This is a genomic window from Variovorax atrisoli 110B, assembly GCF_000382045.1.
Classification (GTDB): Bacteria; Pseudomonadota; Gammaproteobacteria; order Burkholderiales; family Burkholderiaceae_C; genus Variovorax; species Variovorax atrisoli.
The window spans coordinates 331,942-351,621 of sequence record NZ_KB907456.1 but is presented as its reverse complement, the minus strand read 5'-3'; the positions used below and the strand labels follow the sequence as shown (position 1 = coordinate 351,621).

The window sequence follows — 19,680 nt, the reverse complement described above, 5'->3', positions numbered from 1 at the left end:
ACCGCGCTCTCGTTTGCCGACCGCTGCCGACGCTCGATGAGCAGGCCGGCTTCGAGCCCGCCCATACTTCGTGCAGGATGACCGGTCGCTAGCGTCCAGCCGAGCCTGGATGCCGTGCCTCGGTCCTGCGGCGCTCCAGCAGCCTCAGCTTCCGGATGCTCGGTGCATCGACCGGCGTGTAGACGACAAGCCGCATGTCTGGCGACTCCTCGACCATGAAGGAGCTTTGCTCCAATTCCATCCGTCCGACGCCGCGCACCTCGAAGCGCTTGGTCCGGTCGGTGCGCATGCTGACGTCATGGTCAGGCCACCACTGCCTGAACTCCGGGCTGGCGATCTGCAAGCGCTCGATCAATGTCAGGAAGGCCGGGTCGTCGCGATGCCGGCCGAATTCGACACGAAAGCGCGCGAGCATCGCGCGTGCATCGGTCTCCCACTGTGGTATCGCCGCGCGATGCGCCGGGCTCGCGAACACCAGCCACAGCATGTTCCTGTCTTCAGGTGCGATGGTCGAGAGGTCGCCGAACACAGCCGAGAGCGCGTCGTTCCAGGCAATCACGTGCATCGATGCGGTGGCAAGGTAGGCGGGCCCGGTGACCGCATCGAGCATGCGGCGCAGGTGCGGCGTGACCGCCAGCGAGGGACCCGGGACGATCGGCGGCGGACGGTTGTGTGCCAGCGTGAAAAGGTGCGCGCGCTCGGTTGCATCGAGCTTCAGCGCCTGGGCAATGCGGTCGAGGAAATGCGCCGACACCTCGATCTCGCGCGCCTGCTCCAGCCACGTGTACCAGGCGAGGCCGACGCCCGCGAGATGGCAGACCTCCTCGCGTCGCAGGCCCGGCGTGCGCCGCCTCGCCGTCGTGGGGAGACCGACTTCCTCGGGCTTCAGCCGCTCGCGGCGGCTGCGCAGGAACGCTGCCACTTCGGCACGCGCCTGGGGACTGGACGGATGGCTCATTGCGCGAGGCTGGTGGTTCCGATACCTGGATAACTTCCTGTCTTGTCGAGGGATATTAGGCGCTCTACGCTGGGTTTTTCAACCGACGAGAACACCCGATGACCTCCACAGCCCGCACCAGGGAACGCTTTCTGGACTTTCGCAGCCGGCTCTACGACCGGCACGACCTAACGGCCGTCGACGAACACATGCATCCGGAGTTCTCGAGCCACAGCCCCAATGTCCGTCCTCTGCTGGAGGCGGCCCGATCGGGCGGTGGACCGCACGTCGATGTACGGCCCGCATACAAGGAATTCGTGAAAACCTTCTACGTCGGCTTGCCCGACCTCAGGCCGGTGCGCCAGGAGGTCATGGTCGAAGACGAAGGCCTCATGGCGATGACTCGGTGGGAGGCAACGCACACCGGTGTCTTCTTCGGCGTGCCGCCCACCGGCAAGGCGCTGCATTTCTCGACGGCGGATCGCTATCGCCTGCAAGACGGGCTATTGGTCGAGCACTGGGATGTGGTGGATGCGCAGGAGGCGTGGCTCGCACTGGGCATTGTCGTGCGCCCTGGGCCCTCGGCGTCCAGCGCGCGATAGCCGATATCCGACAGCGCGAAGCCCGGAGAACCTATTTTTCCGCGCCCTCGCCTACAGGGGTCGCCCCGGCGGGCAGCGACTCCACCCGCACCACCCGCTGCGGATAAGGAATGTCGATCCCCGCCCCGCGCAGCCCGTCGAGGATCGCGATGTTGATCGCCGAGCGCAGGTTGTCCTTGCCCTTGTCGGGGTCGGTCACCCAGAAGTTGAGCGTGAACTCCAGCCCGTCGGGCGCGAAGTTCATGAGGAAGGCGACCGGCGCCGGGTCGGTCATCACGCGCGGCTGGGCCTTGGCGGCTTCGCAGAGGATGGACTGCACCTGCGCCACGTCGCTGTCGTAGCCGACCACGATGGTGGTCGTGATGTTGAACTTGCGGTCGGCCAGAGAGAGGTTCTCGACCCGGCTGGTGATGAGCGATTCGTTCGGCACGATCGCCTCGCGCCCGTTGCCCGCGCGGATGAGGGTGTAGCGGGTCTTGATGTCGGTGATGCGGCCCTCGAAGGTGTCGACCTTGACGTTGTCGCCGATGCGGATCGAACGCTCCAGCAGGATGACGAAGCCGCTCACGTAGTTGGCCGCGAGCTTCTGCAGGCCGAAGCCCAGGCCCACGCCGAGCGCGCCGCCCAACACCGAGAGCGCCGTCAGGTCCACGCCCACCGCCGAGAGCGCGAACAGCAGGCCCACCAGCAGCAGGAAGGCGCGCACCGCGTTCGAGGCCACCTTGCGCATCGACAGGTCGGAGACCGCTTCGCGCAGGATGCGCTTCTCGATGGTGCTGGAGATCCACAGCGAGATCATCAGCACCACGCCCGCCGACAGCACGCCCTGGAAGATAGTCTGAAGGCTCACGCGCGTCTTGCCGAAGGCGAGCGTGATGTCGTCGAGCTCGGCCAGCACCGGCGGCAGCAGCCCCACGATCCAGAGCACCGCCGCGATCCAGGCGAGCCACGAGATCGTGCGCTCGACCAGCCTGACGAGGTTGGAGGCCGGGAACACCGCCCGCAGCACCCGCGCGAAGAGGCGGATGACCGCCAGCGAAAGGAACACCGGCACCGCGATGCGCAGCACCAGCACGGTCTGGAAGTCGAGCGCCAAGCGACGGGCCAGGTCGGTGAACACCAGCGCCAGCAGCGGGAACAGCAGGCCGTCGAAGGTGCTCTCGCCGAACCAGATCGAGTCTTTGGGCTGGTCGCGGCCGAACCACTTGCAGATGGCCCAGGCCAGCGCCACGCAGGCCACCAGCGCGATCAGCTCGATACCCAGGCCGCGCGCGTCGACCTGGTTGAGTCGTTGGAGGAAATCGTTGAAGTTCATCTGTCGGAAAAGGACATCGGCGGCGGCCGCCGTGTCCGCTGCGTCACATCACAGGGAAGCCAGCACGCGGATGTGGGCTTCCACGCTGCGCGCCAGTGCGTCGAGGTTGTAGCCGCCTTCGAGCATCGAGACGATACGGCCCTTGGCGTGGCGCTTCGCAACATCGTGGATGCGCCCGGTGATCCAGGCGAAGTCGTTCTCGTTGAGGCCGAGCTGGCCCAGGTCGTCCTCGCGGTGCGCGTCGAAGCCGGCGCTCACGAAGATCATCTGCGGCCTGAACTCCTCCAGCCGCGGCATCCAGGTGGCCTCGATCATCTCGCGCACGTCCATGCCCCGGGTGTACGCCGGTATCGGCAGGTTGAGCATGTTCGGTGCCGGATGGCTGGTGCCGCTGTACGGGTAGAACGGATGCTGGAAGAAGCCCACCATCAGCACGCGCGGGTCGTTGGAAAGGATGTCCTCGGTGCCGTTGCCGTGGTGCACGTCGAAATCGACGATGGCCACGCGTTCGATGCCGTGCACCTCGACGGCGTGCCGCGCGGCGATGGCCACGTTGTTGAAGAAGCAGAAGCCCATCGCCTGCTCCCGGCAGGCATGGTGGCCGGGCGGGCGCACCGAGCAGAAGGCGTTTTCCAGGTCGCCGGCTATCACGGCGTCGGTGGCGGCGATCGCGGCACCGGCGGCGCGGCGCGCGGCCAGCAGGGTGTAGCGGGTGAGCGTGGTGTCGGGGTCGATCTGCGCATGGTCCGGACCGCCGGCGGGCTCGTCGGCCACCAGGCGCTGGTGCAGCGACTCCAGGTGCTCGACGTGCTCGGTGCTGTGCGCCCGCGTGAGCTGCTCCAGCGTGGCCAGCGGCACATCGCGGTGCTCCAGCGCGTCGCCCACGCCGGTGAGCAGCAGGCGGTCCTCGATGGCATCCAGTCGGCCGGGGCACTCGGGATGCCCTCCGCCCATGTCGTGCTTCCAGAAGTCCCGGTGTGTGAAGTAGCCTGTCTTGCCCATGTGTCTCTATCGCCACGTCTAGACCTCACGCGGCATGGGGCCGGCAGGTCTTACGGTATCGTTTGCATATGGATACAAATATGGACGTTGCCGCAAAGCTAGCCACTTTGTTAACCCAGCTTAACACGGTGATCGTGGGCAAAGAGGCCCAGGTTCGCGACTGCGTGGCCTGCCTGCTGGCCGGCGGCCACCTGCTGATCGAGGACGTGCCGGGCGTGGGCAAGACCACGCTCGCCCACGCGCTCTCGCACACCTTCGGGCTGCAGTTCTCGCGGGTGCAGTTCACCGCCGACCTGATGCCGGGCGACCTCTCCGGCGTGGCGATCTACGACCGGGGCCAGCAGGCCTTCACCTTCCATCCCGGGCCGATCTTCGCGCAGGTGCTGCTGGCCGACGAGATCAACCGCGCCAGCCCCAAGACCCAGAGCGCGCTGCTGGAGGCGATGGAAGAGAAGCAGGTCACCATCGAGGGAGAGACCCGCCCCCTGCCCTCGCCCTTCTTCGTCATCGCCACCCAGAACCCGCAGGACCAGCTCGGCACCTTCGCCCTGCCCGAGTCGCAGCTCGACCGCTTCCTGATGCGGATCTCGCTCGGCTACCCTGACCGAGCCGCCGAACGCCAGCTGCTCGCCGGCATCGACCGCCGCGAGATGCTGGCCACCCTGCCCGCAATGCTGACAGCCGGCGAGCTGACCGCGCTGCAGCAGCGCGTGCAGCAGGTGCATGCAGCCGATCCGCTGCTCAACTACGTGCAGGACCTGATCGCGGCCACCCGCTCGGGCCGATGGTTCCTGCAGGGCCTGTCGCCGCGCGCCGGCATCGCGGTGCTGCGCGCCGCCAAGGCGCAGGCGCTGCTGGCCAACCGCAACTACGTCGCGCCCGACGACGTGCAGGCCGTGCTGCCGCAGACCATCGCGCACCGCCTCACACCGGTGGGCGATGCGGGCCGGGGCGCCGTCGAACAGGTGCGCGCAATGATCGCCGCGGTGCCGCTGCCGTGAACCCTCTGGGCGTCCTACGCTCGCGCATCGACGGCTGGTTCCTTTCGCGCCGTGCGCCGTCCGACACGCTGGAACTCACCCAGCGCAACGTCTACATCCTGCCCACGCGGGCCGGCTGGACGCTGGGCGCGACGCTGCTGGTCCTGCTGATCGCCTCGATCAACTACCAGCTCAACCTGGGCTACCTGCTCACCTTCCTGCTCGCCGGCAGCGTGGCCGTGGGCATGCACGTGTGCCACGGCACCTTGCGCGGGCTGGCGATGCACATGGTGCAGCCCGATCCGCACTACGCGGGCGCGGCCGCCGCCTTCCGGGTGGTGCTGCACAACACCCGGCGCCGCGTGCGCTACGGCATCGGCATGGCGGTGCGCGGCAGCGGCCAATGGGCCTGGACCGACGTGCCTGCCGAAGGCACCTGCACCGTGGAGATCGCCTTCCAGCCCGAGCGGCGCGGACTGCACCCGGTGCCGCCGCTCACGGCCGAGACGCGCTTTCCGCTCGGCACCTTCCGCGTCTGGACGGTCTGGCGGCCGGCTGCGCAGATGCTGGTCTATCCGACGCCCGAAGCCCATCCGCCGCCGCTGCCGCCGGGCGAGCCGCTTTCCGGGCCGGCTGCGCTGAGCGCCTCGATGCGCGCCCACAACGCCGGCGAATACGACGGCGTGCGCGCCTACCGCCGCGGCGACCCGCTCAAGCTCGTGGTCTGGAAGAAGGCCGCGCGCGCGCAGGCGACCGGCTCCGAAGACCTCGTCAGCCGCGACACCCAGCAGACCCAGCGCGAGGAGCTCTGGCTCGACGCGCAGGCCACAGGCCTGCCCGACACGGAGAGCCGCCTGTCTCGCCTCTGCGCCTGGGTGCTGATGGCCGACAGGCTGGGCGTCGACTACGGCCTGCGGGTGGCCGGCCGGGTCGTGAAGCCCTCCCAGGGCGAAGCCCACCGCCGGGCCTGCCTCGAGGCCCTGGCGCTGTGCTGAACCGGAGCGCTGCATGAACCGAGTGATGCGCGAGCTCGCCGCCCTGCCCCGCGACGCGCGGGACACGCTTTTCCTTCTCTGCGTGATCGGCCTGATCCTGCTGCCGCAGATCGAGAACCTGCCGTGGTGGTGCTCGGCCATCACCGCGATGGTGCTGCTGTGGCGCGCCTCGCTCGCCGTGCAGGCGCGGCCGCTTCCCAGCAGGTGGTGGCGGCTCGGCCTGCTCGCGCTGATCCTGGCCGCCACCTACGCCACCCACCGCACGCTGCTGGGCCGCGACGCGGGCGTCACGCTGATCGTGAGCCTGCTCGCGCTCAAGACGCTGGAGCTGCGCGCGCGGCGCGACGCCTTCGTCGTCTTCTTCCTGGGCTTCTTCACGATGCTCACGAACTTCTTCTATTCGCAGTCGCTGCTGACGGCCTTCACCATGCTGCTGGCGCTGCTGGGCCTGCTGACGGCGCTGGTGAACGCGCACATGCCGGTGGGCCGGCCGCCGCTGATGCAGGCCGCGCGCACCGCCGGGTGGATGGCGCTGGCAGGCGCGCCGATCATGCTAGCGCTGTTCCTGCTGTTCCCGCGCTTCGCGCCGCTGTGGGGCACGCCCAGCGACGCGATGATGGGCCGCAGCGGCCTGTCGAACACCATGCGCGTGGGAACCATCGCCGAACTGGCGCTCGACGACCGCATCGCCGCGCGCATCAAGTTCGAGGAAGGCCGCACGCCGGCGCAGAGCCAGATGTACTTCCGCGGACCGGTGCTGGCGCAGTTCGACGGCCGCGAGTGGACCGCGCTGCCCTCCTGGGCGCGCGGCTCGCAGTGGGCTTCCAACCTGCGCGTGAGCGGCTCGCCCGTGCGCTACGAAGTGACGCTCGAAGCCAGCAACCGCCCCTGGCTGCTGACGCTCGACGTCGCCCAGCGACCGCCCGAGGTGCCCGGCTTCGAGGTCAGCGGCACGCCCGACCTGCAGTGGTTCGCCAGCCGCCCCATCAACGACCTCGTGCGCTACAGCGCCGAGAGCTACACGCAGTTCCAGAGCGGCCCGCTCAAGCGCACCGGCGGCCAGCTGCAGGCCTACCTCGCGCTGCCGCCCGGCACCAACCCGCGCACGGCCGCCCTTGCCGCCGAGATGCGCGTAGAACCCGCGCTGGCCCAGGCCGACACACAGGCCTTCGTGCAGGCCGCGCTGCGCCGCCTTCGCACCGGAGGCTACAGCTACACGCTGGAGCCGGGCGTCTACGGCAACGACACCGCCGACGAATTCTGGTTCGACCGCAAGGAAGGCTTCTGCGAGCACATCGCCTCGGCCTTCGTGGTGCTGATGCGCAACCTGGGCATCCCGTCGCGCATCGTCACCGGCTACCAGGGCGGCGAGCTCAACAACGTCGACAACTACTGGGTCGTGCGCCAGAGCGACGCCCACGCCTGGGCCGAGGTCTGGCAGGAAGGCACCGGCTGGATGCGCGTGGACCCGACCGGCTCCGTCGCGCCGGGGCGCATCGGCCAGTTCCAGCGCCTCACGCCGCAGCCCGGCCTGATCGCGGGCGCGATCGGTTCGATGAGCCCCACGCTCGCGCAGAACCTGCGCGCCGTCTGGGAGGCTGTGAACAACGGCTGGAACCAGTGGGTGCTCAACTACACCCAGAGCCGCCAGCTCGACCTGCTGAAGAACCTCGGCTTCGACGCGCCAAGCATCGAGGACCTGGGCTACGTGCTGCTGTACCTGCTGGTCGCCGCGAGCCTGGGCGGCGCCGGCTGGACGCTGTGGGAGCGAAGCCGGCACGATCCGTGGCTGCGCCTGCTGGGCCAGGCCCGCGCGCGCCTGGCCAAGGCCGGGCTGAAGCTGCCCGACACCGCACCGCCCCGGCAGATGGCGCAGGCCGCCGACGCGCGCTTCGGCCCCGCCGCGCAATCGGTGCGGGACTGGCTGCTCAAGCTCGAGGCGCAGCGCTATGCGCCGGCCGCGCCGCAGTCGCAATCTGCCTCGCTTTCGGCCCTGCGCGCCGAGTTCCGCCACCTGGTCTGGCCGAGCGCCGGTCCCGCAAGGGGCTGAAACCACATGTGTCGCTGACGAAGGCCCGAGCGGGCGGACGGCACAATCGGTCCATGCGATTACTTCTTACCAAGCCTTCGCGCACCGCCACGGCGGCTGCAGCCCTTCTTGCCGCCTGCAGCCTCGCATGGTCGACCGGCGCCCTGGCCCAGAAGTCCGCCAATGGCCGCAGCGGAGCCACCAGCGCGGTGCGCGGGAGCACGCCCTACGCCACGCGCGACGACGCGATGCAGTTCGCCGACGATGTCGCCCAACGCCGCGACCTCGACCGCGAATGGGTGCGCGCCACCATCGGCAGCGCGCGCTTCCTGCCCAACGTGCCGCGGCTGATGCTGCCGGGCCCGGTGGGCACGGTGAAGAACTGGCAGACCTACCGCGGCCGCTTCATCGACCCGGTGCGCATCGCCGCCGGCGTGCGCTTCTGGCGCGCCAATGCCGACACGCTGGCGCGCGCCGAGCAGGCGTATGGAGTGCCGCCGGAGATCGTCGTCGGCATCATCGGCGTGGAGACCATCTACGGCCGCAACATGGGCAACTTCCGCGTGATCGACGCGCTGGCCACCCTCTCCTTCGACTTCCCCGACGCCCATCCGCGCGCGGCCGACCGCCGCGCCTTCTTCCGCGGCGAACTCGAAAGCTTCCTGAGCACCGAGAGCCGCACCGCCGAAGACCCGCTGGTGCCCGTGGGCAGCTACGCCGGTGCCATGGGCATGCCGCAGTTCATGCCCAGCAGCATCGCCAAGTACGCGGTCGACTTCGATGGCGACGGCCGCATCGACCTCGTCAACAACCCGGCCGACGTGATCGGCTCGGTCGCCAACTACTTCAAGGCCTTCGGCTGGCAGCCGGGCGTGCCGGCCATCTATCCCGTGCACTTCGAAGAAGCGCGGCTGCAGAAGGCGCTGCTGCTGGCGCCCGACATCCTGCCGACCTTCAGCGCCGACAGCTTCGTGGCCGCCGGCGCGGTGCCCGAGGGCGATGGCATCAACCACAAGGGCCTGTTCGCACTGGTCGAACTGCAGAACGGCCTGGACATGCCGCCGACCTACGTGGCCGGCACGCGCAACTTCTACGTGATCACGCGCTACAACTGGAGCAGCTACTACGCCATGTCCGTGCTCGACCTGGGGCAGGAGGTCAAGGCGGCGATGGAGCAGCAGCAACAGGCCGCCCGATGACGCCCGAGGCGCTGCGCGCGAACTGGAGCTCCGCATGGCATGCGCTGGGCGTCGCTTCGCCCGACGACGCCCTGTGCGACGAACTCCAGCGCCGCTACGCCGAGCCGCAGCGCCACTACCACACGATGCAGCACCTGGGCGAATGCCTGGCCTGGTTCGAACGAGAGAAGGCGCTGGCCGAGCACCCGGGCGAAGTCGCGCTCGCGCTGTGGTTCCACGACGCGATCTACGACGTGCACGCGCACGACAACGAAGCGCGCAGCGCGGACTGGGCGCGCGAGGCGCTGCTCGACGCCGGAGCCGACAGCGATGCAGCTGGACGCGTGCATGCCCTGGTGATGGCGACGCGCCACGACGCCGTGCCCGAGGGCCGCGATGCGGAGCTGCTGATCGACATCGACCTGTCGATCCTCGGCGCCGAACGGCCGCGCTTCGACGAGTACGAGCGTCAGGTGCAGGCGGAGTACGCCTTCGTTCCCGATGAAGTGCGGCTGCCCCGCCGGCGCGCGATCCTGCAGCGCTTCCTGGACCGCAAGGCCATCTACGCCACGGCGCGCATGCACGCGCTGCTGGAAGCGCAGGCACGCGCCAACCTGAAGCGATCGATCTCGGGCTGAGGCTTCAGGCCGGCACCAGCCGCCACCACTCCGAGCGCGCGGGTTCTGCGTTTCGCTCTTCCTCCACGATGCCGAACAGCAGCCCCTCGCGCGGCGCCCCCAGCTTCGCGAGCTGCAGCACGCGGGCCGGATCGCGGCACAGCGCAAAGCTCGCGTCGCCCTGCCAATCCAGGCATCGGCCGACCTCCGCCAGCATCAGCGCCGGCTGGCTCTGCATGAAGGTGAAGGGCATCGGCAGACCGGCATCGAGCTGGGCCAGCCCCACGTGCGTGGCGCCCCATGCGCCGCGCTGGCTGGAGACGCGGATACGCGCACCGGCCGGCAGCGAGGCTTCGCCGGCGGCGTCGAGGCAGCAGCGTGCGCCGTACATCGCCAGCTCGGTCCACACGCCCACGCGGCGCGGGCGGCGACCGATACGGCGCGCAAGATCGTCACGCCACTCCTCGGGCGGCGGATGCGCGACGAAGTGGGCCACGGTGCGCCAGGCGGTCATGGGCTTGTGTCCTTCAACACCAGCGAGGCATGCCCGCCGCCGAAGCCCGCGAAGTTCAGCAGGACGTTGCGCAGCCTTCGCGGCGCCTCCTCGCACAGCGCGATGCCCAGCGAAGCATCGAGCGGATAGTCGACCGACGGCCACGCCCCACCTTCGATGCAGCCGATCAGCAGCGCCAGCTCCGCAGCGCCCGATGCGCCGAGCGTGTGCCCCAGCGACGGCTTGAGCGACACCAGCGGCGGCAGCGGCTCGAACACCTGCTTCAGCGCCTCGGCCTCGATGGCATCGTTGACTGGGCTGCCGGCCGCCTGCACCTTGATGAGATCGATGTCCTCGGGATGCAGTCCGCCCTGCGCCAGCGCGCCGCGGCACATCGCATGGACGGCGCTGGCCTCGGTGCCCGAGGGATTGCGCCCGTCGACCACGTTGGCGCCACCTGCGAGCTGCCAGCGCGCCGGGCGCGACCCCAGCCGCAGCGCCGCCACCGCCTCGCCGAGTACCAGCCCGTTGCGCCCCTGGCCGAAGGGCCGAGCGCCGTCGGGCGAGAGCAGCTGCATCGCGCCGAAACCGGCCACGGTGAAGCGATTGCCCATCTCCGCGCCGATCACCAGCGCCTCGTCGGTTTCGCCAGCGCGGATCAGGTCCGCGGCAGCCAGCAGTGCGTTCAGCGCCGAGGTACACGCCGTGGACACGGTGAACACCGGCCCCTTCCAGTCGAGCGATTCGGCCACGATGCAGGCGAAGTCCTGCAGGTCGCCACCGAGGCGCTTCTCCTGCTGCTCGTGCTCCATGAACCCGATGTCGAGCGAGGACGAGGCGACGAAGAGCGGCGCGGTGCGCTCGGCCCAGTCGCCGGTCTGCGCGGCCACCTCGCGCACCGTGTCGCGCAGGCGCTGCGTCCAGTCTCCGCCTCTGGCCTCCAGCAGGTGGACCGGCCACGCGATGCCGTCGGCCCCGGCCACCGAGGTCGGCGGCACGCCGCCGCGCCGAAGCGATTCGATCGAGGAGCGCAGATCGTCGCCCAGCGCGCAGGCCAGCCCGATGCCGGCCAGGTGGACGTTGCTCATGCCTTGCCAGCCGGACCAGCTGAAAGAGCCTGCGAGAGGTGCTCCGCGAGGTGCGCGATGGAAGTCAGCGCACGACGCGTTTCCTTGCTGTCGGGCATGCGCACGCCGAATCGCTGCTGGATGGTCATCGACACCTGCAGGGCATCGAGAGAATCGAGGTCGAGCCGGGACTCGGGGCCGAAGAGCGGCTCGCCGTCGCCCAGGCCGCCGGGCGGCGCGCCCTTCTCGACGGCTTCGAGCACCATGGCCTTGAGGCTGGCGATGAATTCGGGGGTAACGGTGATGCTCACGATGCGCGCCTGCGGAAAAGAAGAACGGCCAGGACGAACATCAGCGCCGCGAACGCGACCAGCCGGCCGACCTGCGGCAGGGTGTCGGCCACGCCGCCGCCGCGCAGCAGCACGGTCAGCAAGGCCTCCAGCCCCCAGTTCATCGGAGAGATCTCGACCAGCCGCTGCATGAAGCCCGGCATGACGAACTTCGGCACCATGATGCCGCCCGCCGCCGCCATCAGCACGTTGACCATCGGCCCGAGGGTCGCGGCCTGCGCATGGCTTCGCACCACGCAGGCCAGCGCCAGCGACAGGCTCACGGCCGCCATGCTCACCGCGGCGAGCGACAGCAACAAGGCGCCCCAGTGGATGCCCGCGAGAGAGAGCGCATCACCGCCGATCAGCGGCATGAACCAGATGCCGGCCGCGAGCATCAGCACCGCCTGCACCGCGTTCACGCCCAGGTAAGGCAGCGCCTTGGAAGCCAGCAGCATGCCGCGCGACACCCCCAGGCTCTGCAGCCGGCCGAGCGCGCCCGAGCTGCGCTCCTGCACGAACAGGCTGGAGAGCGAGGCCACCACGAAGAACATGCCGAACACCAGCCAGGCCGGCACGTTCTGCTGCACCGAGGTGGGCCGTGGCCCGGCGGTGGAGAAACGCTCGGCATGCACCATCGCCTGGATCGACGCATCCGGCGCCGGCCCCGCCGTGCCCGGCACCGCCAGCGCGAGGCGCGCCTTGAGCTCGCCCGATGCGCCGATGAGCTCGGCACGCAGCGCATTGAACAGGTTGGCATCGATGCCCGGCTCGGTCAGCAGCCGGATGCGCGCCTCGGTCGAGAGCGCGGCCGATTCGAGCTCTTCGGAAAGCCCGGGCTCCATCACGATCACGTACTTCAGCGAGCCGTTGCGCAGCCGCTCCTGCCAGTCGGCGCCCAGCGCCTGCGGTGCGCCGTGGCTGCGCTGCCAGAGCTGCCTGAGCCACTGCGCGGGCGTCGCGTTGTCGCGCATCTCGATCGCATAGCTCAGCTCGGCCAGCGGCGGGCGGTAGATGTCCTTCAGCGTGAGCGACATCAGCACGATGAAGACCATCGGCATCAGGAACAGCGCGGCAAGGCCGTGCATGTCGCGCGTAAGGGCGATCAGTTCCTTCCTGATGAGAGCGAGCAGCATGGCCTCGTCTGCCTCAGTCTCGCAGCGAGCGGTGGGTGAGCGCCATGAAGAGCTGCTCGAGGTCATGGCGGCCGAACTCGGCATGCCGCACCTCGACGCCCTCGGACTCGAGTGTGGCCAGCACCGGCCCCGGTCCGCTGCCGGGGTGGAGGTGGATGCGCCAGTGCACGCCCCCCTGCTCGACCGTGCCGAAGCGCGAGAGCATGCCGGCATCGAGTCCGTCGGCTGCCAGCGTGAGCAGCATCGCGCTCTTCGACAGCAGCTCCTCGAGCGAACCTTCGCGCAGCACATGGCCGCGGTCGAGGATCGCGACACGGTCGGCGATCGCCTCGATCTCCTCCATGTAGTGCGAGGCGTAGATCACCGCCGCGCCCTGCTGGGCAAGGCTCTTGATGGCATCGAGGATGAAGGCGCGCGACTGCGGGTCGACGCCCACCGTGGGCTCGTCGAACAACATCAGCTCGGGCTCGGGCAGCAGAGCGATGGCGAGGTTGAGCCGGCGCTTGAGGCCGCCCGAGAGCCGCTCGGAGCGCACGGCGGCGAACTGCTCGAGCTGCGCGAACTGAATGCACGCCTCGATGCGCTGCCTCCTGCGCGCCCCCGAGAGACCGCCCGCCGCGGCAAATACCGCAAGGTTCTCGGCCACCGTCAGCATCGGATAGAACGCGTGCTCCTGCGGGGCGACCGCGATGCGCGTGGGCGCCTTGGCCCGCACTTCCTTCAGCGGCTGGCCGTCGATTCGGATCTCGCCCGACTGCACTGCCAGCGCGCCCGACAGGTGCGAGATCAACGTGGTCTTGCCCGCGCCGTTCGGCCCCAAAAGGCCCAGCACGCTGCCGCGCGGCACTGCCAGCGACACCCCGGCCAATGCGGGTGCGTCGGCATGCGGATAGCGGTAGGCGAGCCCTCGCAGCTCCAGCATCGGACCGCCACCGGCCCGGCCCTCCCCCTCAGGGGTTGGCGCGGCACGCGCAGTGGCAAGCCCCGAAGCGCCCATATCAGGCGACGGCGGCCTTGAGGTCGCGGAAGAAGCGTTCCTCCTGCTCGGCCTGCTCGCGCAGCTTCGCAGCCAGCGCGGCCGGATCGACCGCCTCGCGCCCCTTCACCATGCGTGCGGCCTTGAGCGCGAAGGCGCGCCAGCCGTCGCCGATGGCGATGAGCCGCTCGGACATCTGCTGCAGCTGCGGCTTGTCGAGCAGTTGCGCGGCCTCCTGCAGGAAGCCCGCATAGATGAAGCGGAAGCCCGCCCCGCCGGTGCCGATCTCTTCCTGCATGCGCACCACGTGGCCGATGAAGTCGACGCTGCGCGGATCGGCCGGCGACAGCTTCTGCATGCGCGCGGCCAGCGTGCGCATGCCGCGCACGCCGACGATGGGAATGGGCGCGAGCATGGTGCGCACCGTCTTGCGGATGGCCTTGACCACCGAGGCCGCGTCCACCGCCTTGCGCTCGATGGCCTGCGGGTAGTACATGAGGCCCTTGGGCGCGAGCACGCCCTTGGCGAAACGGGCGCGCGCAAGGTCGCTGCTCGGGCAGCGCACGGGCTCCTCGAACACCGGGTCGCTGATGAGGTAGTCGTCGCCGTCCTTGCCGTACACCAGCAGGTTGTGCGCGTTGAAGTGGAAGCGCATGTTCGGCGGGAAGTACGGCAGCCAGTACACCGAGGTCTGCAGCCCCACCAGCTTGCCGTCGGCCAGCAAGGCGTCGAGCCGCTTCTGCCCGGCCTCGGCGCTGCCGAAGGTCTCGAAGCGGAACCGCGCGGCCATCGGCGCCAGCAGGCCCTTGATGATGGCCTTGGGCGGCATGCGGTAAGAGATGAGCGGCAGGCCCGACAGCTTGATGAACGGCAGGTAAGCGAACGAAAGAGCCGACGACAGCCCCAGCGCCATGCTCTCGCTCATCGGCGCGCCGTGGTGGCGCATGAGGCTGGAGATGACGCCGCTTTCGCAATGCGCCGCCTGTTGGTGCTGGAAGTTCACGGCAGCCTCTGCAAGGTGGAAACGGGCAGGCCCAGCGCCTCGCCATAGCGGGCGAGCTGCGCCGGCGAGAGCGTGGCGAAGTGGCGCGGCTGCAGGTGGCGGCGCACCCGCCATTGCCAGAAGCCGCTGGTCTGCGAGAGCAGCGCCACGTCCATGCGGCGCTCGTACATCCAGTATTCGAGCGGCGAGGCCAGCCCGGCCTTCACGCGCTCCCTGGCGGCCTGCGCCTGTTCCACGAGCACTTCGACCGCGTGGCTGGTGACGATCTCCTCCGCCTCCCAGCCACGCGAGGTGGTCGTGACCACGCGGCCCTGCGCATCGCGTGCGTACATCAGCTTCGAATGGCCGTCGAGGGTCGCGTTGCCCTCCTGCGGTACTGCATCCAGATCCATCTCACCCGTCCGAATTCGTCAATGCAGGCCTTTGTCCGGGAGCACCGCGGAACCGGCTCTGCCGGGCCGCCGGCGTTGCCCCCGGCGAGGGAGTGGGAGGCCACACGAAGTGGGCAAGCCCGGGGGAGTACTTCATGCCACCGCCTCCATGTAGATGAAGCCGCTGGAGAAGCGGCCGCTTTCCGGCACGAACATCAACAGCTTCTGGCCGGGCTTGATGCGGCCCGAGCGGAACAGCTCGTCGAGCATGATGTAAGGCGACGCCGAGCCCGTGTTGCCCTTGGTCGCGAGGTTGCTGAACCAGCGCTCGCGGGGGATCGGGAAGCCCAGCGCCTCGAGGGCCCGGCTCACCGGCTCCACGAAGTATTGCGACGAGAGGTGCGGCAGGAACCAGTCGACGTCGGCCGGCTTGAGGCCCCTGCGCTCGATGACCTGCGCCAGCGGCTCGGACAGCGTGGCGCGCACGATGTTCTCGTTGAGCAGGCGCACGTCCTGCTTCACGGCGAAGGTCGACTCGCTGCGCCACTCCTCGGGCGACTTGCGCGCCCAGCCGTCGAGGCCGCCTTCGGCGTTCTTCTCGGCGCCGGCGTACATGCAGGCCGGCAGTTCGTGCGCGGCCGAGGAAAGGTCGATCCAGTCGATGCGCAGCGACAGCGGCCCGCGTGGCGCGTTCTCCAGCAGCACGGCGCCGGCGCCGTCGGAGAGCATCCAGCGCAGGAAGTCCTTCTCGAAGGCGAGCTCGGGCCGCGCCTCCAGCGCCTCGATCTTGTGCTCGAACTCGGCCTCGAAGCGCGAGCCGCGCATCACGGCCGAGGCCAGCTCGGAGCCGGTAGCCACCGCGCGGCGTGCGTCGCCCGCGCGCACCGACAGCCATGCATGCTTCAGCGCCGCGGCACCGGCCAGGCAGATGCCCGCGCAGGCCACCACTTCGAGCCGCGGCCAGCCGAGCTCGCCATGCACCATCACCGCGTGGTTGGGCATGAGCTGGTCGGGCAGCGAGGTGCCGGTGACGAGGCAGTCGACCTGTCCCACGTCGCCCAGCGCGCGGATGGCGCTGGCCGTGAGCTGCGCATTGGTCATCGCCAGCTCGCCGGTGGCGCGGTCGATGGCGTAGTGGCGCGACTGGATGCCGTTGCTGCGCAGGATCAGCCGCCGCGCACGGGACGCCTTGCCGCCGATGCGACCGAGGACGTCTTCGATGTCTTCATTGCTGACCGGGGAAAAGGGCAGGAAAGCGGCAGTACGGGTCAGGAAGACATCAGTCGTCATAGAGAGGGGTGCGGTCCGTGGCTGAGCCCGACGGGCACTCGAATTTGGCCGTCATTCTAGTCAGCCACCCCCTGAACAGCGGTCGCAGAAGCGCCTGCAGGCTCAGGCTCACGGGCACCACCGTAATGATCAGTACCAGCAGAAACAGCACGTACAGCAGCAGCAGCGGCTTGCGCTGCCAGGCGCCGGGGCCGCCCGCGGCCATGATGAGCTTGCCCCAGAGGTAGAAGCTGCGGGTGCCGGCCTTCTCGCTGATGAGGAGGCGGGCATCGGCCTGCACCGCCCCGAGACCGGCCAGCAGCGGCTGCGTGCCGCGCTCCAGGCCCTGGTGCAGCGCGTCGCGCAGGGCCCGGCCGAAACGGGCCGTACCCGCGATCTGGTCGGTACTGAGCCCGGCGTCGGGCATGCCCCAGAAGCCGCGCTTGCGGCCCCAGATCAGCCAGGCGGGGGTGGTGAAGAAGGTGGCGAGCGTGGGGCCGGGGTCGGTGAGCACCACGTTGTCGATCAGCCGCGCGCCCACGTCGTCGAGCATGCCCTTGAGCTTTTCCTGCGCCAGCAGCCACATGTTGCGGCAGGCGATGACGGTGACCACCGGCTTGCCCTTGAGCAGCCGGGCCGCAACCGGATGCTTGAGGAAGGCCGCCACCGGCTGCGAAGGCGCCAGGAACCACACCTGGTAGGGCAGCACGACGAGGTCGAAGTCTTCGTCGCCCGTGAGCGAGAGCGGCGCCAGCGGCTGCGGCTTCATGTGAGCCGACTCGGGAAAGGCGTCGAAGAAGGTCAGGAAGGGCCAGGGAAAGGGGTACGGCTTCAGGGGCCGCAGCACCTCCTCGTGCACCTGGATGGCCGGGTCCGCCTTCAGCGGCGCGACGATCCGGTCGGCCACCTCGTCGAGCTGGCCGGACTGCGAATAGCGCAGGACCAGGACGCGCTTGACGCTCGCAGGCACGCTGGAAGGGCTGGAAAGACTGGAATTCACTGGCTCGGGCATTTCGGGGGCCGTCGAATGTAAGCGAAGCCTAGGGCTAGCGCATCTGCCAATGGTCATGGCGTCGCGGCAATCAGACGCTCGAACCGGCCAAATTGCGCCGGAAAGGCCGGCAATGCGGAAAACAGGCACAAAAAAGGGCCGCGCCTCGCGGCACGGCCCTGTCTGCCGGGTTGCTGCCGGCTGTTGCTGCCGGATGAGCAAGTCGCCGGGCGCTCAGCGCACCTTGCCTTCCTTCCAGGCGGTCAGCAGCTTGTTGTAGTCGATGGTCTCGCCCTTCGGCTTCTCGTTGGCCAGCTTCTTCCACGGAGCGTGGTCGTCGCTCAGGTACTTGGCCGGATCGCCCTTCGGATTGAGCTTGGGCGCGCACTTGGCCATGCCGGCGCGTTCCAGGCGGGCCATCACGTTGTCCATCTCGTCAGCCAGGTTGTCCATGGCCTTCTGGGGCGTCTTCTCGCCCGTCACGGCCTCTGCCACGTTCTTCCACCACAGCTGGGCCAGCTTGGGGTAGTCGGGCACGTTGGTGCCGGTCGGGGTCCAGGCCACGCGCGCGGGGCTGCGGTAGAACTCGATCAGGCCGCCGTACTTGTTGGCGTTCTGCGTGAAGTAGTCCGAGCGGATGTCGCTGTCGCGGATGAAGGTCAGGCCGGTGATCGACTTCTTCAGCGAGGTGGTCTTGGCGGTGATGAACTGCGCGTAGAGCCATGCGGCGGCCGTCTTGTTGGCGTCGTGGCCCTTGAAGAAGGTCCACGAGCCCACGTCCTGGTAGCCGTTCTGCATGCCCTGCTTCCAGTACGGGCCGTTAGGGCCGGGGGCCATGCGCCACTTGGGCGAGCCATCGTCGTTCACCACGGGCAGGCCCTTCTTGGTCATGTCGGCGGTGAAGGCCGTGTACCAGAAGATCTGCTGGGCGATCTGGCCCTGCGCGGGCACCGGGCCGGATTCGCCGAAGGTCATGCCCATGGCTTCCTTGGGCGCGTACTTCTTCATCCAGTCGATGTACTTGGTCAGCGCATACACGGCGGCCGGCGAGTTGGTCGCGCCGCCGCGGGCCACCGAGGCGCCGGTGGGCGTGCACTTGTCGGCCGCCACGCGGATGCCCCATTCGTCGATCGGCATGCCGTTGGGGATGCCCTTGTCGGCCGCGCCGGCCATCGACAGCCATGCGTCGGTGAAGCGCCAGCCCAGCGACGGGTCCTTCTTGCCGTAGTCCATGTGGCCGTAGATCGGCTTTCCGTCGATGGTCTTCACGTCGGTGCTGAAGAACTCGGCGATGTCCTCGTACGCGCTCCAGTTCAGCGGCACGCCCAGGTCGTAGCCGTACTTGGCCTTGAACTTGTCCTGCAGGTCCTTGCGCGCGAACAGGTCGGCGCGGAACCAGTACAGGTTGGCGAACTGCTGGTCGGGCAGCTGGTAGAGCTGGCCGTCGGGCGCGGTGGTGAAGCTGGTGCCGATGAAGTCCTTCAGGTCGAGGCCGGGGTTGGTGAACTCCTTGCCGGCGCCGCCCATGTACTCGGTCAGCGACATGATCTTGCCGTAGCGGTAGTGCGTGCCGATCAGGTCGGAGTCGGAGACCCAGCCGTCATAGATCGACTTGCCCGACTGCATCGAGGTCTGCAGCTTCTCGACGACGTCGCCTTCCTGGATCAGGTCGTGCTTGACCTTGATGCCGGTGATTTCCTCGAAGGCCTTGGCCAGCGTCTTCGATTCGTACTCGTGGGTGGTCAGGGTCTCGGAGACGACGGAGATCTCCTTCACGCCCTTGGCCTGCAGTTTCTTGGCTGCTTCGATGAACCACTTCATCTCGTCCATCTGCTTGTCCTTGGACAAGGTCGATGGCTGGAACTCGCTGTCGATCCACTTCTTGGCTTCGGCCTCGCCGGCCGTTGCCGCACCATGCGCGGCGAACATCGCCGCCGCAAGTGCCAATGCCGTGTAGCGCATCTTCATGGAACTGTCTCCTCGGTTGTTGCTTCCCCGGTGTTTTGTCCGATCACGGCTCCGGGGAGGCGGAGAGCCGGAACGCTTTTGGAAATCAGGAAAGAAGCGGAACGGGCCCCTCAGCCCTTGCGCATGATGAGCGCGAGCAGGCCCATCGACAGCACGAAGCTGATCCACACCGAGGGCTCGGCCTCGAGGCTGAACCACTCCTGGAACTTGCCCGCCAGGCCGACGAAGATCAGGTTCACGTAGGCCGCCGACAGCAGCCCGATGAAGAGCCGGTCGCCGCGCGTGGTGGCCATCGGCAGCCAGCCGCGCCGCAGCGTGGTGGGCGACTTGAACTCCCAGATCGTCATGCCGACCAGCATCAGCGCGATGCAGATGAAGAACACGGCCACCGGAGTGGTCCAGACCATCCAATCGAACATATC

The 19,680-nt window shown here is 68.8% G+C and carries 20 protein-coding genes; 6 read left to right on the top strand and 14 right to left on the bottom strand.

Annotation, left to right across the window (positions count from 1 at the left end):
* Positions 1-88: 88 nt before the first annotated feature.
* Entirely contained in the window at positions 89-958 is an 870-nt protein-coding gene (locus G369_RS36105; RefSeq protein WP_019656065.1) for a helix-turn-helix transcriptional regulator, read from the bottom strand.
* A 98-nt stretch (positions 959-1,056) separates the two neighbouring features.
* Between G369_RS36105 and G369_RS0121300 the strand changes: the two genes are divergently transcribed.
* Entirely contained in the window at positions 1,057-1,539 is a 483-nt protein-coding gene (locus G369_RS0121300) for an ester cyclase (protein ID WP_019656064.1), read from the top strand.
* A gap of 31 nt (positions 1,540-1,570) precedes the next feature.
* Here the strand turns inward: G369_RS0121300 and G369_RS0121295 are convergent, their stop codons facing one another.
* Together G369_RS0121295 and G369_RS0121290 are read right to left on the bottom strand one after the other, a co-directional pair.
* Positions 1,571-2,854: a mechanosensitive ion channel family protein gene (locus G369_RS0121295; RefSeq protein WP_019656063.1), complete on the bottom strand. Its 1,284-nt coding sequence runs from the start codon at positions 2,852-2,854 to the stop codon at positions 1,571-1,573.
* Positions 2,855-2,902: 48 nt separating this feature from the next.
* Positions 2,903-3,856: a histone deacetylase family protein gene (locus tag G369_RS0121290; protein ID WP_019656062.1), complete on the bottom strand. Its 954-nt coding sequence runs from the start codon at positions 3,854-3,856 to the stop codon at positions 2,903-2,905.
* Positions 3,857-3,936: 80 nt separating this feature from the next.
* Between G369_RS0121290 and G369_RS0121285 the strand changes: the two genes are divergently transcribed.
* The 5 genes from G369_RS0121285 to G369_RS0121265 are packed head-to-tail and all read left to right on the top strand — an operon-like array spanning position 3,937 to position 9,676.
* Positions 3,937-4,857 carry an AAA family ATPase gene (locus G369_RS0121285; protein ID WP_019656061.1) on the top strand — a complete coding sequence of 307 codons (921 nt, stop codon included), beginning with the start codon at positions 3,937-3,939 and terminating at the stop codon, positions 4,855-4,857.
* On the top strand, positions 4,854-5,831 hold the full coding sequence (locus G369_RS0121280; protein ID WP_019656060.1) for a DUF58 domain-containing protein: 978 nt from the start codon (positions 4,854-4,856) through the stop codon (positions 5,829-5,831). Before G369_RS0121285 ends, G369_RS0121280 begins: the two co-directional genes overlap by 4 nt.
* Before the next feature lie 13 nt (positions 5,832-5,844).
* A complete protein-coding gene (locus tag G369_RS0121275; RefSeq protein ID WP_019656059.1) occupies positions 5,845-7,881 on the top strand; it encodes a transglutaminase TgpA family protein in 2,037 nt (678 codons plus the stop codon).
* Positions 7,882-7,934: 53 nt separating this feature from the next.
* The gene (gene mltB / locus G369_RS0121270) at positions 7,935-9,059 is read left to right on the top strand and encodes a lytic murein transglycosylase B (protein WP_019656058.1); all 1,125 of its coding nucleotides are present in this window, start codon (positions 7,935-7,937) and stop codon (positions 9,057-9,059) included.
* Positions 9,056-9,676 carry an HD domain-containing protein gene (locus tag G369_RS0121265; RefSeq protein WP_019656057.1) on the top strand — a complete coding sequence of 207 codons (621 nt, stop codon included), beginning with the start codon at positions 9,056-9,058 and terminating at the stop codon, positions 9,674-9,676. The genes mltB and G369_RS0121265 overlap by 4 nt, the downstream gene beginning before the upstream one ends.
* 4 nt (positions 9,677-9,680) lie before the next feature.
* Here the strand turns inward: G369_RS0121265 and G369_RS0121260 are convergent, their stop codons facing one another.
* The 11 genes from G369_RS0121260 to G369_RS0121210 all read right to left on the bottom strand — a co-directional run bounded on the left by G369_RS0121260 (position 9,681) and on the right by G369_RS0121210 (position 19,677).
* The gene (locus G369_RS0121260; protein WP_019656056.1) at positions 9,681-10,169 is read right to left on the bottom strand and encodes a hypothetical protein; all 489 of its coding nucleotides are present in this window, start codon (positions 10,167-10,169) and stop codon (positions 9,681-9,683) included.
* A complete protein-coding gene (locus tag G369_RS0121255) occupies positions 10,166-11,236 on the bottom strand; it encodes a beta-ketoacyl synthase N-terminal-like domain-containing protein (RefSeq protein ID WP_019656055.1) in 1,071 nt (356 codons plus the stop codon). Before G369_RS0121255 ends, G369_RS0121260 begins: the two co-directional genes overlap by 4 nt.
* Positions 11,233-11,526 carry an acyl carrier protein gene (locus G369_RS0121250; RefSeq protein WP_019656054.1) on the bottom strand — a complete coding sequence of 98 codons (294 nt, stop codon included), beginning with the start codon at positions 11,524-11,526 and terminating at the stop codon, positions 11,233-11,235. The genes G369_RS0121255 and G369_RS0121250 overlap by 4 nt, the downstream gene beginning before the upstream one ends.
* Positions 11,523-12,680 carry an ABC transporter permease gene (locus tag G369_RS0121245; RefSeq protein ID WP_019656053.1) on the bottom strand — a complete coding sequence of 386 codons (1,158 nt, stop codon included), beginning with the start codon at positions 12,678-12,680 and terminating at the stop codon, positions 11,523-11,525. Before G369_RS0121245 ends, G369_RS0121250 begins: the two co-directional genes overlap by 4 nt.
* 13 nt (positions 12,681-12,693) lie before the next feature.
* On the bottom strand, positions 12,694-13,602 hold the full coding sequence (locus G369_RS0121240) for an ABC transporter ATP-binding protein (protein ID WP_019656052.1): 909 nt from the start codon (positions 13,600-13,602) through the stop codon (positions 12,694-12,696).
* 76 nt (positions 13,603-13,678) lie between these two features.
* On the bottom strand, positions 13,679-14,659 hold the full coding sequence (darH, locus tag G369_RS0121235) for a BtrH-related acyltransferase DarH (RefSeq protein ID WP_019656051.1): 981 nt from the start codon (positions 14,657-14,659) through the stop codon (positions 13,679-13,681).
* The gene (locus tag G369_RS0121230; RefSeq protein ID WP_019656050.1) at positions 14,656-15,051 is read right to left on the bottom strand and encodes a DarG family dialkylresorcinol biosynthesis protein; all 396 of its coding nucleotides are present in this window, start codon (positions 15,049-15,051) and stop codon (positions 14,656-14,658) included. Before G369_RS0121230 ends, darH begins: the two co-directional genes overlap by 4 nt.
* A gap of 132 nt (positions 15,052-15,183) precedes the next feature.
* Positions 15,184-16,320: a beta-ketoacyl-ACP synthase III gene (locus G369_RS0121225; RefSeq protein ID WP_019656049.1), complete on the bottom strand. Its 1,137-nt coding sequence runs from the start codon at positions 16,318-16,320 to the stop codon at positions 15,184-15,186.
* Positions 16,310-17,299, bottom strand: a complete 990-nt coding sequence (locus G369_RS0121220; RefSeq protein ID WP_240650070.1) for a dialkylrecorsinol condensing enzyme — start codon at positions 17,297-17,299, stop codon at positions 16,310-16,312. The genes G369_RS0121225 and G369_RS0121220 overlap by 11 nt, the downstream gene beginning before the upstream one ends.
* A gap of 225 nt (positions 17,300-17,524) precedes the next feature.
* Positions 17,525-19,258, bottom strand: coding sequence for an ABC transporter substrate-binding protein (locus tag G369_RS0121215; RefSeq protein ID WP_019656047.1), 1,734 nt, complete (start codon positions 19,256-19,258; stop codon positions 17,525-17,527).
* 110 nt (positions 19,259-19,368) lie between these two features.
* Positions 19,369-19,677 (bottom strand): DUF2160 domain-containing protein, encoded by a 309-nt coding sequence (locus tag G369_RS0121210; RefSeq protein ID WP_019656046.1) that lies wholly within the window; start codon positions 19,675-19,677, stop codon positions 19,369-19,371.
* Between the last annotated feature and the right edge of the window lie 3 nt (positions 19,678-19,680).